Raw genomic sequence first — 23025 nt, 5'->3', positions numbered from 1 at the left:
AGCGCGGACGAGGGATGCGACGACGAATGAATTCGGTGACCACGGTGCCTTTGGAGCAGCCTGCGGCGCTGGCTGCGACTCCGACCGAGGATGCGCTTCCACGCCGCTTCTCAGATTTCGAGACACTCGGCGAGGCGCTCGACTATGCCGCGCGCGGCAAGCGCGGGCTCAATTTCCATGACGCGCGCGGCACGCTGGTGCGGGCCTATCCTTTCGCCGAGCTGCGGACGGACGCGCTCGCGCAGGCGCGGCGGCTGATCGCGGTCGGCGTGGCGCCGGGCGACCGCATCGCGCTGATCGCCGAGACCGGTGCCGAGTTCGCCAGCCTGTTCTTCGGCGTGATCTATGCCGGCGCCTGGCCGGTGCCGCTGCCGCTGCCGACCAGCTTCGGCGGGGCGAGCTCCTACATCGAGCAGCTCCGCGTCCAGCTCGCCAGCTGCGATCCCAGGATGCTGCTCTATCCGGTCGAGCTCGCGCAGATGGCGGACGAAGCCGCGCGGATCGCGGGCGTCGAGGGGATCGACTGGGAAAGCTTCACGGCGCGCGAGGCGCCGGAGGCCCAGCTGCCCGAGGCGGGCGCGGACGATATCGCCTATCTCCAATATTCGAGCGGCTCGACGCGTTTCCCGCATGGCGTCGCGATCACGCACCGCTCGCTGCTCAACAATCTCGCCGCGCACAGCCACGGCATGCAGCTGATCGAGAGCGACCGCTGCGTCTCCTGGCTGCCGTGGTATCATGACATGGGGCTGGTCGGCTGCTTCCTGTCGGTGGTCGCCAATCAGGTCTCGACCGACTATCTCAAGACCGAGGATTTCGCGCGCCGGCCACTGGCGTGGCTCGATCTCATCAGCCGTAATTCCGGCACCTCGCTCAGCTATTCGCCGACCTTCGGCTACGACATCTGCGCGCGGCGCATGTCGAGCCAGACCAAGGCGAGCGACCGCTTCGACCTGTCGCGCTGGCGCGTCGCGGGCAACGGCGCCGACATGATCCGGCCCGACGTGATGCAGAGCTTCGTCGACGCGTTCGGCGACGCGGGCTTCCAGGCCAAGGCGTTCCTGCCGAGCTACGGCCTCGCCGAGGCGACGCTCGCCGTATCGATCATGCCCCCGGGCGAAGGCATCGTCGTCGAGCTGGTCGAGGAGACGCAGCTGTCCGGCATCGCCGCGGGCGAGGACCGGCCGCAGCGTTTTCGCGCGATCGTCAACTGCGGCAAGCCGGTGCGCGACATGACCGTCGAGATCCGCGAGGAGGACGGCACCCCACTGCCCGAGAAGGCGATCGGCAAGGTGTGGTGCAAGGGCCCATCGGTGATGACCGGCTATTTCCGCGATCCCGAGGCGACCGACGCCTGCCTGGTCGACGGCTGGCTGGACACCGGCGACATGGGCTACATGTCCGACGGCTACGTCTATGTCGTCGGCCGCGCCAAGGACATGATCATCATCAACGGGCGCAACCATTGGCCCCAGGACATCGAATGGGCGGTCGAGCAGCTCCCCGGATTCAAGGCCGGCGACATCGCCGCCTTCGCGATCACCACGCCGGGCGGCGAGGAGACGCCGGCGGTGCTGGTCCAGTGCCGCACCTCCGACGATGCCGAGCGTTCGCGCCTGCGCGACGCGATCCGCGATCGAGTGCGCGCGGTCACCGGCATGAACTGCGTGGTCGAGCTGGTCCCGCCGCGCACGCTGCCGCGCACCAGCTCGGGCAAGCTCAGCCGGGCCAAGGCACGCAACCTCTACCTGACCGGCGAGATCAAGCCCTACGACATCGCGGCCTGAGGCGGTCGCCCGACTTCTTCGACGGAGATCGCTTGGCGGACGATCGATATTCAGCGTGCCCGCGTGAGTCTGCTCTAAGCCCCTCCCCTGAAGGGGAGGGGCTTGAATCTGGCCTAAAACGATCGAACCGCCGGGCGCCTAACGATCCGTCAACCGTCTTGCCGCTAGGCACGGCGGGTGGACGAGGGGACGACATCGCAATTCGCGCAGCCGCGCATCGACGCGCGCGCTCTGCTGGGGCTCTATGACCCGGCGGATACGACCGATTGGGGACCGATTCGCGCCGCGCAGATGAACGCCGGCGCCCAGATGGCGCTGTTCATGCTCGGCGCCAACGTGATCGGCGCTGCCCTGGTCGTGCTGGCCTTTGCCCCCCTCGTGCCGTCGTGGGAGCTGGCGAGCTGGGGATCGATCGTCGCGGCGGCAGCCTCCGCGGTCGCCTTTCGCCGACTGGCAGCGCGCCACCGCACTACCAGCACCGCCACCGTCCGCGACGTCCGTGGCACGGTGATCGACGGCATCGTACTGGCCGCGGTCTGGTCCGTGCCTCCGCTGCTGTTCGCGTTCGACGCCGATCCGATGACCTTGCTGGGGCTGTGGATCGTGCTGTCGGTGCTGATGGCGTCCGCCTCCTTCGCCATGGCGGCGCTGCCGCTGGCGACATTGACCTTCCTGTTCGTGATCGGCAGCGCCGCAGCGACCTCCTTCGCGGCGATGCACATGTACGGCTTCGCAGGCGCGGTCGCGGTGTTCACCGCCGTGCTGATGGCGGCGTGCTTCGCGCGCGGGCGTGCGCTGGTGGTGATCCGCGCCAACGAGCTGTCGCTCGGCGAACGCGACCAGACCGTCAGCCTCCTGCTCCGCGAGTTCGAGGAGGATAACCAGGCCGACTGGCTGTGGGAGATAGACGCCCAGCGGCGCGTCGTGCGCGCGAGCCCGCGCTTCGCCCATTCGATCGGCCGCGATCCCCGGACGGTCAACGGCATGTCCTTCCTGGAGGTGCTGGCCGGCCCGACCTGGGAGAACGGCAATTTCGCCGCCGCGCTGCGCGAGATGGCCGACAAGCTCAAGGCGCGCGAGCCGTTCCGCGGATTGATCCTGCCCGTCTATGTCGACGGCGAGGAACGCTGGTGGGAGATGTCGGCCTCGCCGCGCCATGACGAGGCCGGCGGCTTCATCGGCTTCCGCGGCGTCGGCTCGGACGTGACCGACCAGCGCCGGACCGCCGACAAGATCAACCGCATGGCGCGGTTCGACACGCTCACCGGCCTCCCCAATCGCCTGCTCATCCATGAGGCACTCGGACACGCGATGACCGAGGCGGAGAAATGGGGTTCGCGCTGCGCCTTCATGATGATCGACCTCGATCGGTTCAAGGCGGTCAACGACACGCTCGGCCATCCGATCGGCGACCGGCTGCTCGGCCGCGTCTCCGAACGGCTGAAGGCGCTGATGACCGACGACGAGATGATCGGCCGGCTCGGCGGCGACGAGTTCGCGGTGGTGGTGCGCGACGGCACCGACATGGCGCGCCTGGAGAGGCTCGCCCGCACGATCATCGCGGCGCTGAGCGAGCCCTATGAGGTCGACCAGCACACGCTCTACATCGGCGCCTCCGTCGGCCTCGCCGTGGGTCCGCGCGACGGGCGCACCGCGGAGATGCTGATCCGCTCGGCCGACCTTGCGCTCTATCGATCGAAGGATGCCGGCGGCGGCGCCTTCCACGCCTATGAGCCGCAGCTGCACATGCAGGCGGAGGAGCGGCGCGTGCTCGAGATGGCGCTGCGCAGCGCCCTGGAGAAGAACGAGCTCCACCTCGCCTATCAGCCGGTCGTCGACGCCGGAGCGGGCCGCCTTACCGGGTTCGAGGCGCTGCTGCGCTGGACCCATCCCGAGCTCGGGCCGATCTCCCCCGCCAAGTTCGTGCCGCTCGCCGAGGACGCGCGGCTGATCGCGCCGATCGGCGAATGGGTGCTGCGCACCGCCTGCCATGAGGCCGCGCGGTGGGAAGCGCCGGTGCGAGTCGCGGTCAACATCTCTGCCGAGCAGCTCCACAATCCTGCGCTCGTCGCGGTCGTCGCCAACGCGCTGGCGAGCTCCGGCCTCCCCGCCGACCGGCTCGAGCTCGAGGTCACCGAGAGCGTCTTCATGCGCGAGGGCACCGCGGCGACGCAGGTGCTCGAGAAGCTGCTCGACCTCGGCATCCGTCTCAGCCTCGACGATTTCGGCACCGGCTATTCCTCGCTCGGCTATCTCAGCCGCACGCGCTTCTCGTCGATCAAGATCGACCGCAGCTTCGTCCAGGCCGCGTCGAAGGGCGTCAGGGAAGCGATCGCGATCATCCGCGCGGTGGTGGCGCTCGCCCAGTCGCTCGGTATGGCGACCACCGCGGAGGGGGTCGAGAGCGAGGACGAGCACCGCATGGTGCAGGAGCTCGGCTGCACCAAGGTGCAGGGCTATTACTTCGGCCGCCCTCTCCCGGTGGAGGAGGCACGCGCGCTCGCGAGCCGCGCGGCGGGCCAGGCCCGCGCCGCCTGAAGAAAAGACTTTCAATGTAGGATTTCGCTTGCTTAGGTGGCCCCGCGGCGGCCGATTCGTCCCTCGCCCCTTGCCCCCCGATCGCCGGATCGTTAGAGGGCGCGGGCCGTAGGAGTGTAGCTCAGTTGGTAGAGCATCGGTCTCCAAAACCGAGGGCCGGGGGTTCGAGTCCCTCCACTCCTGCCAATCCCCGTCATCGCGGATAGCGGCGCTTGCGCTGCAGAGCGGTCGTCGCTAGATAGCGACCCCAATCCGACAGCGTGGATGGGCTGCGCCGGTGCCTTGATGAGGGCCGGGCGGCGGTCCTATGCTCGCTGACGGGCAAGACGCGAGCAGAAGGCTGATCCCAAGTGGCGAAGACGTCCCCGATCGAATTCATCCGCCAGGTGCAGGCCGAGACCCGCAAGGTGGTCTGGCCGACGCGCCGCGAGACGGTGATGACCGGCGTGATGGTGATGATCATGACGGTGCTCTTGGGCCTGTTCTTCTTCGGCATCGATTCCGTGTTCGACGCGATCGTCCGCGGCCTGCTGAACCTCGCCAAGTAATTCACGAAAGACGGACACGCACATGTCGCGCTGGTACATCATTCACGCCTATTCGGGCTTCGAGAACAAGGTCCGCGATTCGATCATGGCCGAGGCGACCCGCCTGGGCCTCGACGCGCTGGTCGACGCAGTCGAGGTGCCGACCGAGACGGTGACCGAGGTGCGCCGCGGCAAGAAGGTGCAGTCGGAGCGCAAGTTCTTCCCCGGCTATGTCCTCGCCAAGCTCAACATGAACGACGACGTCTATCACCTCGTCAAGAACACGCCGAAGGTGACGGGCTTCCTGGGCTCATCGGGCAAGCCGCAGCCGATCAGCGAGGCCGAGGCCGCGCGCATCCTCAACACCAAGGAGGAGGCCGCCGCGGCGCCCAAGGCCAAGGTCAAGGTCGATTTCGAGATCGGCGATTCGATCAAGGTGCTCGACGGCCCGTTCGCGACCTTCAACGGCATCGTCGAGGAGCTCGACTTCGACAAGTCCAAGGTCAAGGTCAGCGTGTCGATCTTCGGCCGCGCGACACCGGTGGAGCTGGACTTCGACCAGGTCGAGCGCAGCAAGTAATCTCCGACCCGATCGGGATCAGGCAAGGCCGGGGAGCGAAAGCATCCCCGGCCTTTCTGTATCTGGGGCTCTGTATCTGGGGCAACCGATCACCCCAGCGGCAGCGCCCCACGCCGCGCGAAATCCCCCAGCACCCGCTCGGCGCCGGTGAGGCTCAGGTGGTGGTAGTCGAAATAGAGCGGCTTGCCCCCGGCCAGCAGCGCGCAGCGGCTGGCGTCGCACAGCACGTCGGCCGGATCGAGATAGACGAGGTCGCGCCCGCGCCAGCGCCCGGCGAGCTCGCGCATCCGCATCTCCACCTCGGCGAGGTCGGCGCGGCGGCGCCCCTCGGCCTCGGCGAGCCTGCCGCCCAGCGCGAGCCGGGCCAGCCGGCGCGGCACGTCGAAGCGGTTGGGCGGCACCGGCCCGACCAGCACCACCTGCCGCCCGTCGGCGAGGAGCTCGGCGATCGTGGCATCGAGGCCCGGCCATGCCCGGTCATAGGCGGGGTCCATCCAGAAGCCGGCGAGATAGATGGTATGGAGCCGTCGGTCGGCGCGGATCGCGTCGAGCACGTCGCCGTTGACGCGCGCGCAGCCGGGCGCGGCGCCTGACGCATAGCCGAGCGCCGGCGGGCAGCTCGACTGGGTGCGCTCGACCAGCGCCCTCCCCTCCCGCGCGGCGATGCGGCCGAGCGCATAGGACAGCTCGACGCCGTGGCTGTCGCCCCACAGCAGCGCGGTCGGCGCCACCCCCGGCGCGCCGAGCGTGCAGGGCCTCCGCCCTGTGGTGGCGGTGTCGTGGCAGCGGGCCCGCTCCGGGCTGACGTCGTCGCGGGCGGCGGCCATGCGCCCGATCTCCGGCGCGAAACGCCCCGGCCAGCCGCCCAGCATCGCCATCGCCAGCGATGCCGCGCACAGCCCTCCCATCGCGCTGGCGCTTGCCGCGAAGATCGCGCGCCGGCCGATCGCCTGCGGATCGCGGAACGGCCGCTCGACGAAGCGCCACGACAGGACCGCGGCCGCCAGCGAGACGAGGATCGCCGCCGCGCTCAACCCGCCCGACAGCGGCCGGTCGAGCGCATATTGGGCGAAGACGATCACCGGCCAGTGCCAGAGATAGAGCGAATAGGAGACGAGGCCGATGCCGATCAGCGGCCCACGGCCGAGCAGCCGGCCGACCGCCGTGCCCGGCGCGCAATGGATCAGGGCGGCGGCGCCGAGCACCGGCGGCAGCGCGGCGGCGCCCGGGAAGGGGGTCGTGCTGTCGTAGGCGACGACCGCGCCGGCGATGGCGGCGAGGCCGGCCAGCGCGAGCGCCTCGCGCACCCGGGGCGCCCGCACCGGCGGCACCGCGCCGAGCGCGAGCAGCGCGCCCGCGAACAACTCCCACGCGCGTGGCGGCAGCAGGTAGAAGGCGAAGCCCGAACGGTCGCCCTGCAGCGCGATCGCCCAGGCGAGCGAGCCGGCGGCGATCGCTCCGACGATCGCGCGTCGCCGGCCGGGTGCGAGGCGATGGATCAGCAGCAACAGCAGCGGGAAGCCGATGTAGAACTGCTCCTCGATGCCGAGCGACCAGCTGTGCAGCAGCGGCTCGACGTCGGCGCCCATCTGGAAATAGCCGACCTTCGAGAAGAAATAGATGTTGGAGACGAACAGCGCCGCGGCGAGCGCCGAGCGCGGCACCGTCGGGAAATCTCCCGGCAGGTAGAGGACGGCAGCCGCGATCAGCACCGTCGCCAGCACCACCGTCAACGCCGGCAGGATGCGGCGCGCGCGGCGCTCGTAGAAGCGCAGGATCGAGAAACGGCCGCCGTCGATCTCCCGCGCGATGATGCCGGTGATGAGATAGCCCGAGATCACGAGGAAGATGTCGACACCGACGAACCCGCCGGAGAAGCCCGGGACGTGCGCGTGGAACAGCAGCACCGGCAGGATCGCGACCGCGCGCAGGCCGTCGATGTGTGGCTGATATCCGGACGCCCGTCCCATCGGGAGCCGTCTAGGAGGGAAAGGGTAATGCGACGTTACCGATCCTGACTCGTCATGCCGCGGCGCGGATCATCAAGGCGATCGGAGTGATAGGGCAGTCGGTGTCCGGGCTTAGGTTGTGAAACCAAAAACGGGAACGACCGCAAACGCCCCCGGGACGCCTGGAGCCCCCCTGTAGGCTCTCGTAGATCTATAAGAGTCTGTTTGAAAATGCACCAGACGGCGCATTTCGGCGGCACCGGCCCGCTCCCCCACCCGGCCACCCATCAGGATACGCTTGTGGGTGGCCGGGTGGGGGGAGCGGGCGGAACCGCCAAGGTTCCGGCGATGCGCAGCATCGTTGGAATGCGGGTGGAGGGCGGTGCCGCTTTTCCAAACAGGCTCTAAGCGCTCATGAGGTGAAGCTGGTGGAGCGCGAGAGCGCCTCCCAAGCGGCGATTTCGGCTCTCATCTGGTCGAGCTTTTGTCCGACCAATCCAAGCGCGTCATCACCCAGGAACAGCCGCGCTGGCGGATTCGAGGAGTCAATCAATGCGAGGAGCGCCTGCGCAGCCCTGGTGGGATCGCCCGGCTGATTGCCGCTCTTCGCCTGTCGTGCGGCGCGGATCGGGTCCATCACCGCGTCATAGTCGGGGATGCTGCGCGGTGTGCGATCCATGGATCGTCCCGCCCAATCGGTGCGGAACTGCCCGGGAGCGAGTGCCGTCACCCGAATTCCGAAGCTCGTCACTTCCTTGCCGAGCGCCTCTGAAATGCCTTCAAGAGCGAACTTGCTCCCACAGTAGAAGCTGATTCCAGGCATCGTGATGAAGCCGCCCATTGAGGTGACGTTGACAATATGACCGCGACGTCGCTCGCGCATGCCTGGCAGCACCGTCTTCATCATCGCGACAGGACCGAACACGTTGGCAGCGAACTGGCGCAGGAGATCGTCCATGGAGGATTCCTCCAGCACGCCCTCATGGCCATAGCCGGCATTGTTCACCAGCACGTCGATCGCGCCAGCCTGTCGCTCTGCTGCAGCCACAGCCGCCGGGATCGCATCATAATCGGTCATGTCCAGCACAAGCGGATGGGCACGAGTCGGCGCGAGCGCGGCAAACGCCTCGCCGTCGCTATCCCGGCGTACGGTGCCGATCACACGGTGGCCGGCGTCCAGCGCGCCGGCGGCGAATGCTCGCCCCAGACCAGAGCTGACGCCGGTAATGAGGAAAGTTTTGGGATTGGCAGCGGCCATGGCTAACTCCTGGTGACGACAACGATCTATATCATGATATAGAAAAGACATGGCGCACAGCAAGACCCACCCTTCTTCCACCGGAACGAGAGGCGAGCCCCTTCGCCAGCGCGTCATCGACGCGGCGGAACGGCTGCTTCGCGACGGCAAGGCCGATTTCTCGATGCGGGACCTTGCCGCCGAAGCTGGAGTCAGCTTCGCGACGCCCTTCAACCAGTTCGGGAACAAGGCCGCGATCATGCATGCCCTTTCGAGCCGACGAATCGACACGATGACCAAGCGGTTTGCCGAGGTCGCTACGCTCCCGGATGCGGCCGACCGCATCCTGCTAGCCATAGACACCGCAGTCGAGGTGATGCTCGAGGAACCGGAGGTCAATCGGGCAGTGCTGGGATGGCTTGGCGCAGCCGGCCCGTCCCGTGGGAAGGTCCTCGCCCACTCCACAGGCTTATGGTCGTTGGCGCTGGGCGCTGGCGAAGGCTTGACCACGACCGGGCGGGAGCGAGCGCTGCGCTGCTTGCCCGGTCAGCTCGCTTTCGCCTTTCGCGGGGTGCTGTCCTTCTGGACCGCTGGCGAACTGTCGGACGAGGCGCTCGCCTCGAATGCGCGAGAGATCGCGAGAACCTTGCTGCTCGGATTCACCGAACGGCCATTTCCCGATCCCGGCTCCTAAGAGTCCGTTTGGAAATGCGCCTGAAGGCGCATTTCGGCGGCACCAGCCCGCTCCCCCACCCGGCCACCCATCAGGATACGCTTGTGGGTGGCCGGGTGGGGGAGCGGGCGGAACCCGCCAAGGTTCCGGCGATGCGCAGCATCGTTGGAATGCGGGTGGAGGGCGGTGCCGCTTTTCCAAACGGACTCTAAGCTGTCGATCGGCCATCCGCCAATTCCGGCCGTTCGATTTATGAGTCGATGGCGAATTGCCTTGTCCGGGAATGTCCCCGGTCAACCGGTACCGTCGTCCCCATCCCAATCGGTGATCCGCCAGCCGCCGAACAGGGCGCGGCGGGGGGCGTGGGGCGGCTGGGCCGGATCGGCCTTGCTCCAGCCCGTCACCTGCTCGAGGTCGGGGAGGACGGGCACCTCGCCGGGCCAGGCGCTCGGCACGCCGCGCGCGCGGCGGGCGGCTTCGGCGATGAGGAAGGCTTCGCGGTCGCGCGCCATCCGCGCCTCGTGCATCAGGGCTAGGCGCATCGAATAGGCATCTCCGGATTCGCCGCGCCGGCGCCGGGCCTCGGGCGGCACCTCGGCCAGCCGCGCCTCCTTCTGGTGGAGATAGAGGAGTTGCAGCGCCTGCTCGGGCGTCATGCGCGGCATGGCGGGGCGGTCGTTGTGGCGCCAGTCGTCGTGCTCATGCGCCTCGACCGCGAAGCCGGCGAGCAGCGCGGCCTCGACCTGCTCATAGCCCTCCTGGAGCGCCAGCCGCATCTCGCGCGCGAAGCCGGGATCGCGGCGGCGCAGGTCGTAGAAGGCGGCGTGGGAAAAGCCCGCCGCGGCCGCGGCGAGGCGGACATTGGCGGTGACGCTGAGCGCGGCGAGGAAGGTCTGGCGCGCGGTGCGGGTGAGCGCGCCCTTCTGTGCGCGGCGGAGCTGGACCCGGCCCGAGGGGGTGCGGACCGGCCGCGGCTCCCCTTCCCCCGCATCGGCGACACGACCGTGCAGCCGCGCATGGGCGACGGCGAGCGCGGCGTCCCATTGCGCGGCGAAGGCGGGGTGCCTGGCGCGGCGCTTCGTCAGCATCGAGCGGTTGAGGCCGAGCTGCTCGGCGGCGGCGCGGGCATTGCCGGTGCGGCGCAGGACGCGCAGGAATGCGCGGTTCTGCATCACCTGGTTGCGGTTGAGCGGTCTGGTCATTCCCGAGGGGGTCGCAGGAAAAATCCTACATTTCTAGGGGGGATCTACTCCAGATCCTCCCCCGCCAGGGGGAGGTGGCGTCGCGTAGCGATGACGGAGGGGGAGGAAGCACGTCGCTAGGGGGTCGCCGTCCTCCCCCTCCGTCAGCCTGCGGCCGACACCTCCCCCTGGCGGGAGAGGATTTGGAGCAGGCGCCCTGCGTTGACAGACTCATAACTCGTGAGTTATGCGACAACCCATAGCCAACGAGTTATGGGTTTCGATGCCGCACGTCCACGACATCCTCTTCAAGACGCTCGCCGATCCAACGCGGCGGGCGATCTTCGAGCGGCTGTGCCGGGAGGGGGAGCAGACGGTCGGGGCGCTGACCGCGCATGCCGGCGTATCGCAGCCGGCGGTGTCGAAGCATCTCGGCGTGCTCAAGCAGGCCGGGCTGGTGCGCGACCGGCAGGACGGGCGGCAGACGCACTACAGCGCGCAGCGCGGCGCGCTGGCGCCGCTGGTCGACTGGACGAGCCGGATGACCGGCTTCTGGGAACAGCGGTTCGACGACCTCGAGGATTTGCTGAAAAGGATGGATCAATGACCGAGACCATGGCCGAGACGCGCAGCGTCGTCGTCGAGCGCGACATCCCGCATCCGCCGGAGCGGGTCTGGCGCGCGCTCACCCTGCCCCACCTGATCGAGGAATGGCTGATGAAGAACGACTTCGTTCCCGTCGTCGGCCACCGGTTCAACCTGACCGGCGAGTGGGGCGGCGTGCTGGATTGCGAGGTGCTCGTCGTCGAGCCGGACCGGGAGCTGGCCTACAGCTGGAACTTCCGGCACGACGATCCGGCGTTCGACCTGGAGAGCGTGGTGACCTTCACGCTGACGCCGACGGGCACCGGCACGCGGCTGCGCATGGAGCAGCAAGGCTTCCGGCCGGACCAGAAACAGGCCTATGGTGGCGCCAGGGCGGGATGGCAGCAGTTCCTCGCCCGGCTGGAGCAGGTCGTGGCGCGCGCCGACTGAGAGAGGGAGGCTCCGATGAACTGGAATGCGTGGATCCGGCAAGGCCATCGCTGGCTGTCGATCGTCTTCACCGTGACCGTGATCGCCAATTTCGTCGCCATGGCGCTGGGGGAGCCGCCGGCCTGGGTGGTCTATTCGCCGCTGCCGCCGCTGTTCCTGCTGCTGTTCAGCGGGCTGTACATGTTCGTGCTGCCCCATGCCGTCCGGTGGCGCGATGCGCGGCGCGCGGGCAGCCGGGCGTAGCGCCGTGGAGCCGAAGCTGCTGTCGGGCGGCAATCCGCAGATCGCCAAGGGCTACGGCGACGCGCCGGTGCAGGCCTATATCGCGGCCATGCCGGACTGGAAGCGCGAGATCGGGCAGCGCATCGACGCGGTGATCGAACGCGCCGTCCCCGGCGTGCGCAAAGCGGTGAAGTGGAACTCGCCCTTCTACGGCGCCGATGAGGAGGGCTGGTTCCTCTCGTTCCATTGCTTCACCCGGTACGTCAAGGTGACCTTCTTCCAGGGCGCCTCGCTGCACCCCGTGCCGCCGGGCAAATCCAAGTACGAGGCGGTGCGCTATCTCGACATCCACGAGGGTGCGTTCGACGAGGCGCAGTTCGCCGACTGGGTGAAGCAGGCGAGCAAATTGCCGGGCGAGCGGTTGTAGGAGAGGACGAGCGTCATGACGGATGGACTTGGGGATGGTTCGCCCTCGGAGCTGATCGACGCGCGGATCGCGGCGCTGGGCGACTGGCGGGGCGCGATGCTGGCCAGGCTGCGCGCCGTCATCAGGACGGCCGATCCGGATGTGGTCGAGGCGGTGAAGTGGCGCAAACCGTCGAACCCGATGGGGGTGCCGACGTGGGAGCATGCCGGGATCATCTGCACCGGCGAGACCTACAAGGACAAGGTGAAGCTGACCTTTGCCCAGGGAGCGTCGTTGGAGGACCCGTCGGGGCTGTTCAACGCCAGCCTGGACGGCGGCACCCGGCGTGCGATCGATTTCCGGGAGGGATATCCGATCGACGAGGCGGCGCTGGCGACGCTGGTCCGGGGCGCGGTGGCGCTGAACCTGTCCCGCGGGCGCGGCTGACCGGGCGGCATTCACCCGGTTGCGCAATCGGGCCCGTTGCTATAAGGGGCCGCGCTTCCGTCCCATCGATGGAATCCCTGCGGGAGAGCGCGTTCGCGCGCTCGTCTGGACCGCTAAACTTGGAATAGAGTGACATGGCAAAGAAGATTACCGGCTATATCAAGCTGCAGGTGCCCGCCGGCGCCGCCAACCCGTCGCCGCCGATCGGCCCGGCGCTGGGTCAGCGCGGCGTCAACATCATGGAGTTCTGCAAGGCGTTCAACGCCGCGACCGGCGACCTCGAGAAGGGCGCGCCGATCCCGACCGTGATCACCGTCTATGCGGACCGCAGCTTCTCGTTCGAGACGAAGACGCCGCCGGCGACCTTCCTCATCAAGAAGGCGGCGAACCTCAAGTCGGGCTCGAAGGAGCCGGGCAAGGTCTCCGCGGGCAAGATCGCGCGCTCGAAGCTCAGCGAGATCGCCGAGATCAAGATGAAGGATTTGAACGCCAACGACATCGAGGCGGCGACCCGCATCATCGAAGGCTCGGCCCGCGCGATGGGCCTCGAAGTGGTGGAGGGCTGATCCGATGACCAAGCTCAGCAAGAAGGCGAAGGCGCTGGCCACCGCGGTCGACCGCGAGAAGCTCTACGGCGTCGACGAGGCGATCAGCCTCGCCAAGACCCACGCGACCGCCAAGTTCGACGAGACCATCGAGGTCGCGCTCAACCTGGGCGTCGATCCGCGTCACGCCGACCAGATGGTGCGCGGCGTCGTCACGCTGCCCAAGGGCACCGGCAAGACCGTGCGCGTCGGCGTGTTCGCCAAGGGCGCGAAGGCGGATGAGGCCCGCGAGGCGGGTGCGGACGTGGTCGGCGCCGAGGATCTGATGGAGATCGTCCAGGGCGGCACCATCGACTTCGACCGCTGCATCGCGACCCCGGACATGATGGGCGTGGTCGGCCGGCTCGGCAAGGTGCTGGGTCCGAAGGGCCTGATGCCGAACCCGAAGCTCGGCACCGTGACCATGAACGTCGCCGAGGCCGTCAAGGCGGCCAAGGGCGGTCAGGTCGAGTATCGCGTCGAGAAGGCGGGCATCATCCACTCGGGCATCGGCAAGGCGTCGTTCCCGGCAGAGGACCTGCGCGCGAACTTCGACGCGCTGGTCGACGCGGTGATCAAGGCCAAGCCGTCGGGCGCGAAGGGCAAGTACCTGAAGAAGGTCGCCGTCAGCTCGTCGATGGGCCCGGGCATCAAGGTCGACACGGCCGAGGTCGCGGGGGCCTGAACCTCCAATCCTCCCCCGCCAGGGGGAGGTGTCAGCCATAGGCTGACGGAGGGGGAGGACGGCGACTCACGATCGGCGTGCTTCCGCCCCCTCCGTCACGCTCCGCGTGCCACCTCCCCCTGGCGGGGGAGGATTGAAAGGACACGGACCTGAACCCATGCAAAGAAAGGGCCGGAAAGGATTTTCCGGCCCTTTTTCTTTGAAGCCGCGGGCCAGGATGGGGTAAAGGCGGGCCATGCCGATCAGGAATGAAGTAAAGCCGACCTTTTTCGGACGCGCCCGCCTAGTGGTGGCGTGGTCCGCGCTTGCCGCCGCAATCGCCGCGCCGGCGTCCGCGCAGCAGGCGCCGAAGCCGCCGCAGCAGTTGTTGCCGCCGCAGGTGCTGTCGCAACAGAAGGGCCCGGTGGAGGCTCCACCCGCCGCGACCACGGGCACGCCGGCGCAGAATACGCCGGTGCCCGCGCCGTTCGTGCCGGCGCCCCCGATCATCCCGCTGCCCAAGCTGAGCGCCGAGCAGGCGGCGCAGCTCACGCAGATGCTGCGCGAGGGGCGGATGGCGCAGGGGCTGCGCTATGCCCGCGACGAGCGGCCGATCCCGACCGAGAACGACGCGCTGGTGCGCGCGGCGCTCGACTATGCGCGGGCGGTGCACAACGGCCGGCTCGATACGGCGGACTTCGAGGAGGACTGGGGCCTGCGTCCCGGCGCCTACGATCCCCTGCCCGCCTTTGCCGAGGCGGTGAAGGGCAACAGTCTCGGCCGCTGGATCGCGCAGCTGCCGCCGCCTTACGCCGGCTATGACGGGCTGCAGAAGGGGCTGGAGCGCTACCGCGCGATCGCCGCGGCGGGCGGGTGGAAGGCGCTGCCGGCCGGGCCCGACCTGGCGCTGGGCGCCACCGGCGCGCGCGTGGCGGCGCTGCGCGAGCGACTGGCGATCGAGGATCCGGAGGTGACGGGGACCGGGAGCAAGTTCGACGAGGCGCTCAAGGACGCGGTGGTGCGGGCGCAGCGGCGCTACGGGCTCAAGCCCACCGGCGTCGTTTCGACGCAGACGCTCGCCGCGCTGAACGTGCCGGCCCAGGACCGCGTGCGCCAGATCATGGCGAACATGGAGCGCTGGCGCTGGCTGCCGCCGGAGCTGCCCAAGGACCGCATCCAGGTCAACATCGCCGCCGCGGTGCTGACCGTGTTCGAGGGCGACAACCCGATCATGTCGATGAAGGGCGTGACCGGCCGGCCCGGCGACGAGACGCCGATGCTGCAGTCGACGATCCACTCGATCGTGCTCAATCCGCCGTGGAACGTCCCCGCCGGCATCGCCCAGCGCGAGCTGTTTCCCAAGGGCGCGGGCTATCTTCGCGCCAATGGCTTCAAGGTGATCGGCGAGGGACCGAACCGCCGCCTCCAGCAGCAGGCGGGGCCGCAGAGCGCGCTCGGGCGCTACAAGTTCGACTTCAACAACCCTTATGCCGTGTATCTGCACGATACGCCGGTGCAGGCGAAGTTCGCGAGCTACGACCGGCTCGCCAGCCACGGCTGCGTGCGGCTGGAGCGGCCGGCGGACCTCGCGCAGCTGCTGCTGCGGAGCGATCCGGCGTGGACGCCGGAGACGATCCAGGCCGCGGTCGACACCGGCAAGACGCAGCGCGTGCAATTGAGCCGCCAGGTGGCGGTGTACCTGCTCTACTGGACCGCCTTCGCCAGCGCCAACGGCACGATGAACTTCCGCGGCGATCCCTATGGCTGGGACAAGCTGCTCGCCGACAAGATCGAGAAACGCTCGGTCGCGCAGGCCGCGGTCGCCAACTGACCATCGACAGGAGAATCCGACTTGAACACCCGCCGTCTCGCCCTCGCCGCCGCTTCCGCGCTCGCGCTGACGCTCGCGGCCTGCTCGGGCTCCGAGCCCACGCCGGCGCCGACCAACGACGCGGTCGACACCACGACCGAGGAGGTCGTCAACGAGGCGCCGCCGGTCGTGAACGAGGCTCCGGTGGCCGAGCCGACCGCGAACGCCACCGCCACGCCGGCCCCAGCCGTCACGGATGACCGCTCCGCCGACGAGCAGATGTACGACGACGCCGACGCCACCGGCATGACCGCCCGCGTCGACCGCAGCGGCGGCGGCTCGAACGAGAGCGCGCCGACCGGGGTGACGGAGGAGAAGTAAGGTCGTCTCGGCCGGTGTGGGGATGAATTTGTTCACGCAGAGGCGCAGAGAGCGCGGAGATGTCTCGCCCGTGGTTCCCGTCTCGCGTCAGCGAGACAGCAATCCCCTGCGGCACCCATTGAAGATCAAGGCCGCTGACGCGGCTGAAGCCGCGGCTGGCGGCGTATCTCTGCGCTCTCTGCGCCTCTGCGTGAATAAATCTTCTTTGCGCCTTCGCGCGCCTTTGCGTGAACCCCTTCTTCTGAATCGATCGGATTGACTTTTCCCCACACCAGGCTATTGGCGCCCGCTTGCCGGCATGGGTTCGCCCCGCGCCGGCACCGTCCGAGACAGCGGGTGGCCGGGATCTGCCGGCCTTAATCTCCCGCCTAGACGGGGACAGAATTCTTCCGGGCGCCGGCTGCCGGCGCATCGGATCGGGCCAGGCGTTGCCGCGGCCGACATGATCCTGCCCCTCACGGACAAATGCGCTCGACCCCACAAGGGCCGGGCGAGTGGACCGGGCTGTGCCCTAGGCACGGCTCATTTTGAGGAGAATGGCATGGATCGTTCGCAAAAGGCCGAGTCCGTCGCCGAGCTGAACCGCACCTTCAACGAGGTCGGCGTGGTGGTCGTCACCCGCAACCTCGGGCTGACCGTCGCCCAGTCGACCCAGCTGCGTTCGAAGATGCGCGACGCCGGCGCGAGCTTCAAGGTCTCGAAGAACAAGCTTGCCAAGATCGCGCTCGAGGGCACCGATTACGCGGGTCTTTCCGACCTGCTGACCGGGCCGACCGCGCTCGCCACCTCCGTCGACCCGGTCGCTGCCGCCAAGGCGGCGGTCGACTTCGCGAAGACGAACGACAAGTTCGAAATCGTGGGCGGCGCGATGGGCAAGCAGGTGCTCGACGTGGAGGGCGTGAAGGCGCTCGCTTCGCTGCCGTCGCTGGACGAGCTGCGTGGCAAGATCGTGGGCCTGCTGGTGGCGCCCGCCACCAAGCTCGCGACTGTCACCCAGGCTCCGGCTGCGCAGCTGGCGCGGGTGTTCGGCGCCTACGGCAACAAGGAAGCGGCATAAGCCGCTGGCAATTACCGACTTTAACCTGATCCGATTGGAGTATTGAAATGGCTGATCTGAACGCGCTGGTTGACCAGCTTTCCGAACTGACCGTCCTCGAGGCCGCCGAGCTCTCGAAGCTGCTCGAAGAGAAGTGGGGCGTTTCGGCCGCCGCTGCCGTCGCCGTTGCCGGCCCGGCCGTCGGTGGCGCCGGTGGCGCTGCCCCGGCCGCCGAGGAGAAGACCGAGTTCGACGTGATCCTGACCGGCGACGGTGGCAAGAAGATCAACGTCATCAAGGAGGTCCGTGCGATCACCGGCCTCGGCCTCACCGAGGCGAAGACGCTGGTCGAGTCGGCTCCGAAGGCCGTCAAGGAAGGCGTCAACAAGGACGAGGCCGAGAAGATCAAGAAGCAGCTCGAGGAAGCCGGCGCGAGCGTCGAGCTCAAGTAAGCTTCACTGCTTGGTTGACATGGAAGGGCGGTCCCGGTCGGGGCCGCCCTTTCTTTTTGGCTGTTCAGGAGAACAGCGCCGCCCCTATTGCTCCGCCGAGGGCGACCAGCGCCGGTACGGCGAAGCGGCCTTTCCAGAACCAAGCCGCCGTCAATGCCGCGACGAAGACGATCGCCACTGGCCAGAGCGCCGGTGCCCGGTCGAGGACCGCGAGCCCTAACTGCAGGCATGTCGCCGCGATGATCCCCACCACCGCCGCCGCGATCCCGTCGAGCAGGCGGTGCAGCGCGGGATTCTCGACGATCCGCTCCAGGCGCTCGAACAGGATCATCGAGAAGGCGAAGGCCGGCAGGAAGATGCCTGCCGTCACCGCCAGCGCGCCGATCCAGCCGCCCGCGACATAGCCGACGAAGGTGCCGAAGATCACCAAGGGCGCCGGCAGCATCCCGGCCAGCGCCACGCCATCGAGGAAGGTGCCGTCGGACATCCATCCGCGGCCGACCGTGTCGTGGCGGACATAGGGGATGGCGGTATAGGCCCCGCCGAAGGTGAGCAGGCCGCCCTTGAGGCCGGCGACGAACAGCGCGGCGGCGGTCGCCTCGCCCGACATCACCCGAGATGCGGCGGATGGATCGCCGACGGCGTGGAGGGCGAAGGCGAGCAGCAGTCCGCCGGCGGCGAAGGCGACCGCGACGCCCGGCCGGATCGCGAAGGCATAGACCAGCCCTGCCGTGGCGAGCGGGATCCAGAAGGAGCCGCCGGCCAGCGTGGCGATCAGGCTCGCCAGCGCGAGCAGGCCCAGCAGCCGGTCGGTAAGCGCATGCCGGCCGATCCGCTCGACCGCGCGGGCGATGATCGCGACCACGACGATCTGCACGCCGAGCAGCACGCCGGCGAGCCCTGCCCGCCCCGCGATCAGCGCCTGATAGGCCGCGGCGCACCCCAGCATCAGCACGAAGCCGGGCAGCATGAAGCCGAGACCGGCGAGCAGCCCTCCCCAGCGGCCGCGGGCGACCATGCCCATATGGACGCAGAGCTCGTGCGCCTCGGGTCCCGGCAGGACCTGCATGACGGCGAGCAACCGGTTGAAGCGGGCGCCGGTGATCCACCGCTCCTCTTCGACCAGCGCCTGGCGGACCATCGCGATCTGCGCGACCGGCCCGCCGAAGGCGAGGCAGCCGAAGCGCAGGAACTTGAGGAAGAGAGGGGCAAGGCCGATGGCGGGCGGTGCCGCATCGCTGTCGATGGACGTCATCAGGCGCTCCTTGGCCGCAGGCGCGGCCGCTGGAGCGGACTTGGACGACAATCGTCTGAACGGGCGTCCGCGCCAGGCCCGTAGGCCGACTATCGCACGAACGCGCGCAAAAGCAACGTCAGGGCAAGGCCCTACCCTGTTCTCCGCGCAGATAGTCGACGAACGCACGCAGCGGCGCCGGCATGAGGCGTCGGCTGGGATAGTAGAGGAACGGGCCGGAGAAGCTCTGCCACCAGTCCGGCAGCACCGGCACCAGCCGGCCGGCGTCGAGGGCATCCGCCACCAGCTCCTCGAAACTAGTGAGGATGCCGATGCCCGCCTCGGCCATCGCCAGCTCCAGCTCGAGGACGTTGGTGGCGACGACGCTGGCGGGGTCGACGCGGACCAGCCTGCCGCCCTGCTCGAATTCCCAGGTCGAGCGGGTACCGTGGACGAAGCGATGGCGGATGCAGCGGTGCGCGAGCAGGTCGCGCGGATGTGCAGGCGTGCCGTGGCGGGCGAGATAGGCGGGCGCGGCGACGGTGGCGAAGCGCTGGACGCGCGGGCCGATCGGGACGGCGATCATGTCCTGCTCCAGCCGCTCGTCGTAGCGGACGCCGGCGTCGAAGCCGGCGGCCAGCACGTCGACGAAGGCGTCCTCCGCCTGCACCTCCACCGCGATGCCGGGATGGGCGGCGAGGAAGCCGGTGAGGATCGGCGGCAGGATACGGCGCGCGACGATCGTCGGCACGTTGAGCCTCAGCGTGCCGGTCGGGCTGTCGCGGAAGGCATTGACCGCGTCTAGCGCCGCCCTCACCTCGCCCAGCGCGGGTGCGAGGCGATCGAGCAGCCGTTCGCCCGCCTCGGTCAGCGTGACGCTGCGGGTGGTGCGGTTGAACAGGCGGACGCCGAGCCGCTCCTCGGCGCGGCGGACCGCCTGGCTGAGGCTGGAGGGCGAGACGCCCTGCATCGCCGCGGCGCCGCGAAAGCCGCGATGGCGCGCGACGGCGACCACCGCGCCCAGATCGGCGAGGTCGAGCTCAGTCATTGTGCAATTTTGCGCACAGCATGTGCAGATCATGCCCAATTATCGAACGCCGCGCCAGCGCGCATATTGGCGTCATCCCCCTCCAATGAAGGATAGATGACGATGGAACAGCACCAGCTTGGCGCGACCGGCCCGATGGTTTCGGCATTGGGCCTAGGCTGCATGGGCATGTCGGGCATGTACGGCGAGTCCGACCGCGGCGAGAGCATCGCGACGATCCACGCCGCGCTCGACGCCGGGATCAACCTGCTCGACACCGGCGACTTCTACGGCATGGGCCACAATGAGATGCTGCTCGCGGAGGCGTTGAAGGGCGTGCCGCGCGATCGCTACCTCCTTAGCGTGAAGTTCGGCGCGCAACGCGATCCGGCGGGGGGATGGCTCGGCTTCGACGGCAGCCCGGCGGCGCTCAAGACCGCGCTCGCCTATTCGCTGCAGCGGCTCGGCGTCGATCATGTCGACATCTACCGGCCGGCGCGGCTCGATCCGAGGGTGCCGATCGAGGAGACGATCGGGGCGATCGCCGAGATGGTCCAGGCAGGATACGTGCGTCACATCGGCCTGTCCGAGGTCGGCGTGGAGACCATTCGCCGCGCGGCCGCGGTGCATCCGATCGTCGACCTGCAGATCGAATATTCGCTGGTCTCGCGCGGGCCCGAGGACAGGATCCTGCCGGCGCTGCGCGAGCTCGGCATCGGCACGACCGCTTATGGCGTGCTCTCGCGCGGGCTGATCGGCGGGCATTGGCAGAGCGGCGCCGTCGGCGCGGGCGACTTTCGTGCGATGAGCCCGCGCTTCCAGGGCGAGAATCTCGACCGGAACCTGGCGTTGGTCGAGGCGCTGCGCAGCGTGGCGGCGGCGCGCGGGATCAGCGTCGCGCAGGCGGCGATCGCCTGGGTGGCGGCGCAGGGCAAGGACATCGTGCCGCTGATCGGCGCGCGCCGGCGCGACCGGCTGAGCGAAGCACTGGGCGCGCTCGACGTGACGCTCTCGCCGGAGGACCTCGCCGCGATCGAGACGGCCGTTCCGCGCGACGCGGCGGCAGGGGACCGCTATCCGGCGGCGCAGATGACCGCGCTCGACAGCGAGCGGTGAGGTAGGCTTTAGAGCGGATCGATCTTCAAATCCTCCCCCGCCAGGGGGAGGTGTCAGCCGCAAGCTGACGGAGGGGGAGGACGGCGACTCACTATCGACCGGCTTCCGCCCCCTCCGTCACGCTTCGCGTGCCACCTCCCCCTGGCGGGGGAGGATTTTGGTTCTAAGCGGCGCGCGGCCTGGCGGGGGCCGGGTCGAAGCGCCGCGCGCTGACCGGGGCGTAGCGGCGCTGGCCGCGGTCGAGCCAGATCGGGCCGAGCTTGGCCACGCCGGCGTCGCCGGTGCCGATCATGAAGGCATTGCCCTGGCCGCGGATGCTGAGCCCGCCGCGCCAGCGCAGGTGGATCAGCACCACCGGCACCACCATCGGACGGCCGCCGACGTTGGCGACGTGCATCGCCTCGACCGGCAGGGTGAGGCTGCCGCGGGCGCGGTGCGTCTCGCCGGGAGCGAGCGACAGCGGCTCGCTGGCCGGCATGGCGCCGGCGCTGGCGCTGAAGGCGGCGATGCGCGCTTCGAGGTCGGGGCCGGCGGCGACCATGCCCGCCGCGATCCGGATACCGTCCGCGGCCTGCCCGCCGGTGTTGATGACGGCGAGCTCGAACTCGACCGTCGCCGCGCCATTGCCGATGCTGACGCCGGCGGGAAACAGCTCGACGGTGAGCGGCTGCGCCGGTGCGGCGGGAGTAACGGGCGATAGCGCCGGAGATGGCGGCGCTGGTGGTGGCGACGGCCGCGCGGCGGCAAGCGGCGGGGTCGGCGCGACCTCCGGCTGGAGGATGAGCTCCTCCTCATCGACGGCATCGGATCGACGACGGCGGCGCCAGAGGAAGGCACCGGCCGCTGCAGCCAATGCCAGCGCGGCCCCGCCGGCGAGCCATAGCCAGGACGGGACGCCCTGTCCGGATGGCGCGGGAGCAGGCGTCGCTTGCGACGGCGCCGCGGCCGGTGGGAGCTCCGGCGCGGACGGGGTCGGCGTGATCGCCGGAGTCGGGCTGGCGCTCGGCGTCGGGGTTGCGATCGGCTCGGGAGCTGCTCGGGCGGGTTCTGTGCGGGGCGGTAGCGTGGCAGCGGGCGGCGACGGACGCGAGGTCTCCCGCACCGTCGGTACCACCGGCGGGGGCGCGGCGACCGGCGCGGCGCTCGGCGTCGGGGTCGGCGTGGGCGCAGGCGTCGGGGCCGGCGTCTGCGTGCCCGAGGGGGGCAGGCTGTAACGCTCGACGCCGGGGACGGTGATGATCATCGGCGACTGGCTGTTCTGCGCCATGGCGGCAGGCGCGGCGAAACCGCCCGCGACGCCGGCAGCGAAGATGACCAGGCCCCTCATCGCCTCGGGCCTAGCGCGCGGTGCCTGAACCGCGGCTGCACGGGGCTTTTGCGGCGAAGCGCGTGGCGGCGTTAACCAATTATTTACCATTTGGATTCATTGTCCGTTTACTCCCGCTAACGCGAGATGACATCCCATGCGAGCCCTTGGGCCCCTGTTCGTGCTGCTTTGCGCGCTCAGTGCGTGCGCCTCGTCGACGACCCGTTCGCGGGCGACCGTCGCGATCGAGCCCGCGCCGGCCAAGCCCGGCTGGCGCGACACCGCCGACCCCGCCGACGCCGCCGCGCTCGATTCGCTGCCGGCGCTGTGGAGCGAGGCGCTGACCGCCCCCGCAAAACGCGGCCGGCGCGCGGCGGCGATGGGCGACACCACGCTGCTCGATCCCAAGGCGGCGCTCGATCACCCTGCCCTGCCGCCCGGGTCCTATAATTGCCGCGTGCTGCGCGTCGAGCGCGGGCGGACGCAGGGCTTTCCAACGCAATTCTGCTTCGTCGGCGGCGAGGCGGACGGGCGCCTCAGCTTCAACAAGCAGACCGGCAGCGACCTGCCCAACGGCTGGCTCTATGCCGACGAGAGCGACCGCTATGTCTTCCTCGGCGCGCAGCAGAAGAAGCCGGGGGACAATTCGATCGCCTATGGCGCGGACCGTTCGCGCGACGTCGCCGGCGTGGTCGAGCGGGTGGGGCCGTTCCGCTGGCGGCTGGTGGTGCCGCGCAGCGAACCGAAGGCGCTGTGGATCTATGAGCTGACGCCGGTGCCGACCGAGCGGCAGCCGGGGTGAAGGACCGGTTCCGGGACCGTAATATTCCGTC

At 69.2% G+C, this 23025-nt stretch carries 24 protein-coding genes and 1 tRNA gene; 19 read left to right on the top strand and 6 right to left on the bottom strand.

Annotation, left to right across the window (positions count from 1 at the left end):
• The first annotated feature begins 26 nt into the window (after positions 1 to 26).
• From AC2YHA_RS01205 to nusG, 5 genes are all read left to right on the top strand, one after another.
• Positions 27 to 1787 carry a fatty acyl-AMP ligase gene (locus AC2YHA_RS01205; RefSeq protein ID WP_487400052.1) on the top strand — a complete coding sequence of 587 codons (1761 nt, stop codon included), beginning with the start codon at positions 27 to 29 and terminating at the stop codon, positions 1785 to 1787.
• Positions 1788 to 1964: 177 nt separating this feature from the next.
• Entirely contained in the window at positions 1965 to 4325 is a 2361-nt protein-coding gene (locus AC2YHA_RS01200) for a putative bifunctional diguanylate cyclase/phosphodiesterase (RefSeq protein WP_487400051.1), read from the top strand.
• A 110-nt stretch (positions 4326 to 4435) separates the two neighbouring features.
• A tRNA-Trp gene (locus tag AC2YHA_RS01195) sits at positions 4436 to 4511 on the top strand.
• A gap of 164 nt (positions 4512 to 4675) precedes the next feature.
• Positions 4676 to 4873 (top strand): preprotein translocase subunit SecE, encoded by a 198-nt coding sequence (gene secE, locus AC2YHA_RS01190; RefSeq protein WP_487400050.1) that lies wholly within the window; start codon positions 4676 to 4678, stop codon positions 4871 to 4873.
• Between the two features lie 22 nt (positions 4874 to 4895).
• Complete coding sequence (nusG, locus tag AC2YHA_RS01185) at positions 4896 to 5432, top strand: transcription termination/antitermination protein NusG (protein WP_233783413.1); 537 nt, start codon at positions 4896 to 4898, stop codon at positions 5430 to 5432.
• Positions 5433 to 5521: 89 nt separating this feature from the next.
• Here the strand turns inward: nusG and AC2YHA_RS01180 are convergent, their stop codons facing one another.
• Both AC2YHA_RS01180 and AC2YHA_RS01175 read right to left on the bottom strand, forming a co-directional pair.
• Positions 5522 to 7402, bottom strand: coding sequence for an acyltransferase family protein (locus AC2YHA_RS01180; protein WP_487400049.1), 1881 nt, complete (start codon positions 7400 to 7402; stop codon positions 5522 to 5524).
• Between the two features lie 391 nt (positions 7403 to 7793).
• Positions 7794 to 8639: an oxidoreductase gene (locus AC2YHA_RS01175; protein WP_487400048.1), complete on the bottom strand. Its 846-nt coding sequence runs from the start codon at positions 8637 to 8639 to the stop codon at positions 7794 to 7796.
• Between the two features lie 49 nt (positions 8640 to 8688).
• Here AC2YHA_RS01175 and AC2YHA_RS01170 point away from each other — a divergent pair, with 49 nt between their 5' ends.
• On the top strand, positions 8689 to 9312 hold the full coding sequence (locus AC2YHA_RS01170; protein ID WP_487400047.1) for a TetR/AcrR family transcriptional regulator: 624 nt from the start codon (positions 8689 to 8691) through the stop codon (positions 9310 to 9312).
• 272 nt (positions 9313 to 9584) lie between these two features.
• On the opposite strand, the gene AC2YHA_RS01165 is transcribed toward AC2YHA_RS01170, so the two are convergent.
• The gene (locus AC2YHA_RS01165) at positions 9585 to 10493 is read right to left on the bottom strand and encodes a hypothetical protein (protein WP_487400046.1); all 909 of its coding nucleotides are present in this window, start codon (positions 10491 to 10493) and stop codon (positions 9585 to 9587) included.
• Between the two features lie 262 nt (positions 10494 to 10755).
• Between AC2YHA_RS01165 and AC2YHA_RS01160 the strand changes: the two genes are divergently transcribed.
• The 11 genes from AC2YHA_RS01160 to rplL all read left to right on the top strand — a co-directional run bounded on the left by AC2YHA_RS01160 (position 10756) and on the right by rplL (position 17509).
• Complete coding sequence (locus AC2YHA_RS01160; protein WP_233783422.1) at positions 10756 to 11079, top strand: ArsR/SmtB family transcription factor; 324 nt, start codon at positions 10756 to 10758, stop codon at positions 11077 to 11079.
• A complete protein-coding gene (locus AC2YHA_RS01155) occupies positions 11076 to 11507 on the top strand; it encodes an SRPBCC family protein (protein ID WP_487400045.1) in 432 nt (143 codons plus the stop codon). Before AC2YHA_RS01160 ends, AC2YHA_RS01155 begins: the two co-directional genes overlap by 4 nt.
• A gap of 15 nt (positions 11508 to 11522) precedes the next feature.
• Complete coding sequence (locus AC2YHA_RS01150; RefSeq protein ID WP_233783425.1) at positions 11523 to 11750, top strand: hypothetical protein; 228 nt, start codon at positions 11523 to 11525, stop codon at positions 11748 to 11750.
• A gap of 4 nt (positions 11751 to 11754) precedes the next feature.
• Positions 11755 to 12156: a DUF1801 domain-containing protein gene (locus tag AC2YHA_RS01145; protein ID WP_487400044.1), complete on the top strand. Its 402-nt coding sequence runs from the start codon at positions 11755 to 11757 to the stop codon at positions 12154 to 12156.
• Positions 12157 to 12171: 15 nt separating this feature from the next.
• Positions 12172 to 12582: a DUF1801 domain-containing protein gene (locus AC2YHA_RS01140; protein WP_487400043.1), complete on the top strand. Its 411-nt coding sequence runs from the start codon at positions 12172 to 12174 to the stop codon at positions 12580 to 12582.
• A gap of 134 nt (positions 12583 to 12716) precedes the next feature.
• Complete coding sequence (gene rplK / locus AC2YHA_RS01135; RefSeq protein ID WP_233783430.1) at positions 12717 to 13148, top strand: 50S ribosomal protein L11; 432 nt, start codon at positions 12717 to 12719, stop codon at positions 13146 to 13148.
• A gap of 4 nt (positions 13149 to 13152) precedes the next feature.
• Entirely contained in the window at positions 13153 to 13851 is a 699-nt protein-coding gene (rplA, locus tag AC2YHA_RS01130) for a 50S ribosomal protein L1 (protein WP_233783431.1), read from the top strand.
• Between the two features lie 235 nt (positions 13852 to 14086).
• The gene (locus tag AC2YHA_RS01125) at positions 14087 to 15661 is read left to right on the top strand and encodes a L,D-transpeptidase family protein (protein ID WP_487400042.1); all 1575 of its coding nucleotides are present in this window, start codon (positions 14087 to 14089) and stop codon (positions 15659 to 15661) included.
• A 21-nt stretch (positions 15662 to 15682) separates the two neighbouring features.
• The gene (locus AC2YHA_RS01120) at positions 15683 to 16021 is read left to right on the top strand and encodes a hypothetical protein (protein WP_233783435.1); all 339 of its coding nucleotides are present in this window, start codon (positions 15683 to 15685) and stop codon (positions 16019 to 16021) included.
• A gap of 541 nt (positions 16022 to 16562) precedes the next feature.
• On the top strand, positions 16563 to 17078 hold the full coding sequence (rplJ, locus tag AC2YHA_RS01115) for a 50S ribosomal protein L10 (protein WP_233783437.1): 516 nt from the start codon (positions 16563 to 16565) through the stop codon (positions 17076 to 17078).
• Between the two features lie 47 nt (positions 17079 to 17125).
• Entirely contained in the window at positions 17126 to 17509 is a 384-nt protein-coding gene (rplL, locus tag AC2YHA_RS01110) for a 50S ribosomal protein L7/L12 (protein ID WP_233783439.1), read from the top strand.
• A gap of 64 nt (positions 17510 to 17573) precedes the next feature.
• On the opposite strand, the gene chrA is transcribed toward rplL, so the two are convergent.
• Positions 17574 to 18764: a chromate efflux transporter gene (chrA, locus tag AC2YHA_RS01105; protein WP_487400041.1), complete on the bottom strand. Its 1191-nt coding sequence runs from the start codon at positions 18762 to 18764 to the stop codon at positions 17574 to 17576.
• 118 nt (positions 18765 to 18882) lie between these two features.
• Complete coding sequence (locus tag AC2YHA_RS01100; RefSeq protein WP_487400040.1) at positions 18883 to 19791, bottom strand: LysR family transcriptional regulator; 909 nt, start codon at positions 19789 to 19791, stop codon at positions 18883 to 18885.
• A 102-nt stretch (positions 19792 to 19893) separates the two neighbouring features.
• Here AC2YHA_RS01100 and AC2YHA_RS01095 point away from each other — a divergent pair, with 102 nt between their 5' ends.
• Complete coding sequence (locus AC2YHA_RS01095; RefSeq protein ID WP_487400039.1) at positions 19894 to 20886, top strand: aldo/keto reductase; 993 nt, start codon at positions 19894 to 19896, stop codon at positions 20884 to 20886.
• A 163-nt stretch (positions 20887 to 21049) separates the two neighbouring features.
• Here AC2YHA_RS01095 and AC2YHA_RS01090 read toward each other — a convergent pair whose 3' ends face one another.
• On the bottom strand, positions 21050 to 22213 hold the full coding sequence (locus AC2YHA_RS01090; RefSeq protein WP_487400038.1) for a hypothetical protein: 1164 nt from the start codon (positions 22211 to 22213) through the stop codon (positions 21050 to 21052).
• A 136-nt stretch (positions 22214 to 22349) separates the two neighbouring features.
• Between AC2YHA_RS01090 and AC2YHA_RS01085 the strand changes: the two genes are divergently transcribed.
• Positions 22350 to 22994, top strand: coding sequence for a DUF4893 domain-containing protein (locus tag AC2YHA_RS01085; RefSeq protein ID WP_233783449.1), 645 nt, complete (start codon positions 22350 to 22352; stop codon positions 22992 to 22994).
• The last annotated feature ends 31 nt before the right edge of the window (positions 22995 to 23025 follow it).

The sequence above is a fragment of the Sphingomonas sp. SRI_018 genome (assembly GCF_057586275.1).
Note: the sequence above shows the minus strand (reverse complement) of the source record. Positions and strands in the feature narration are given on the sequence as shown.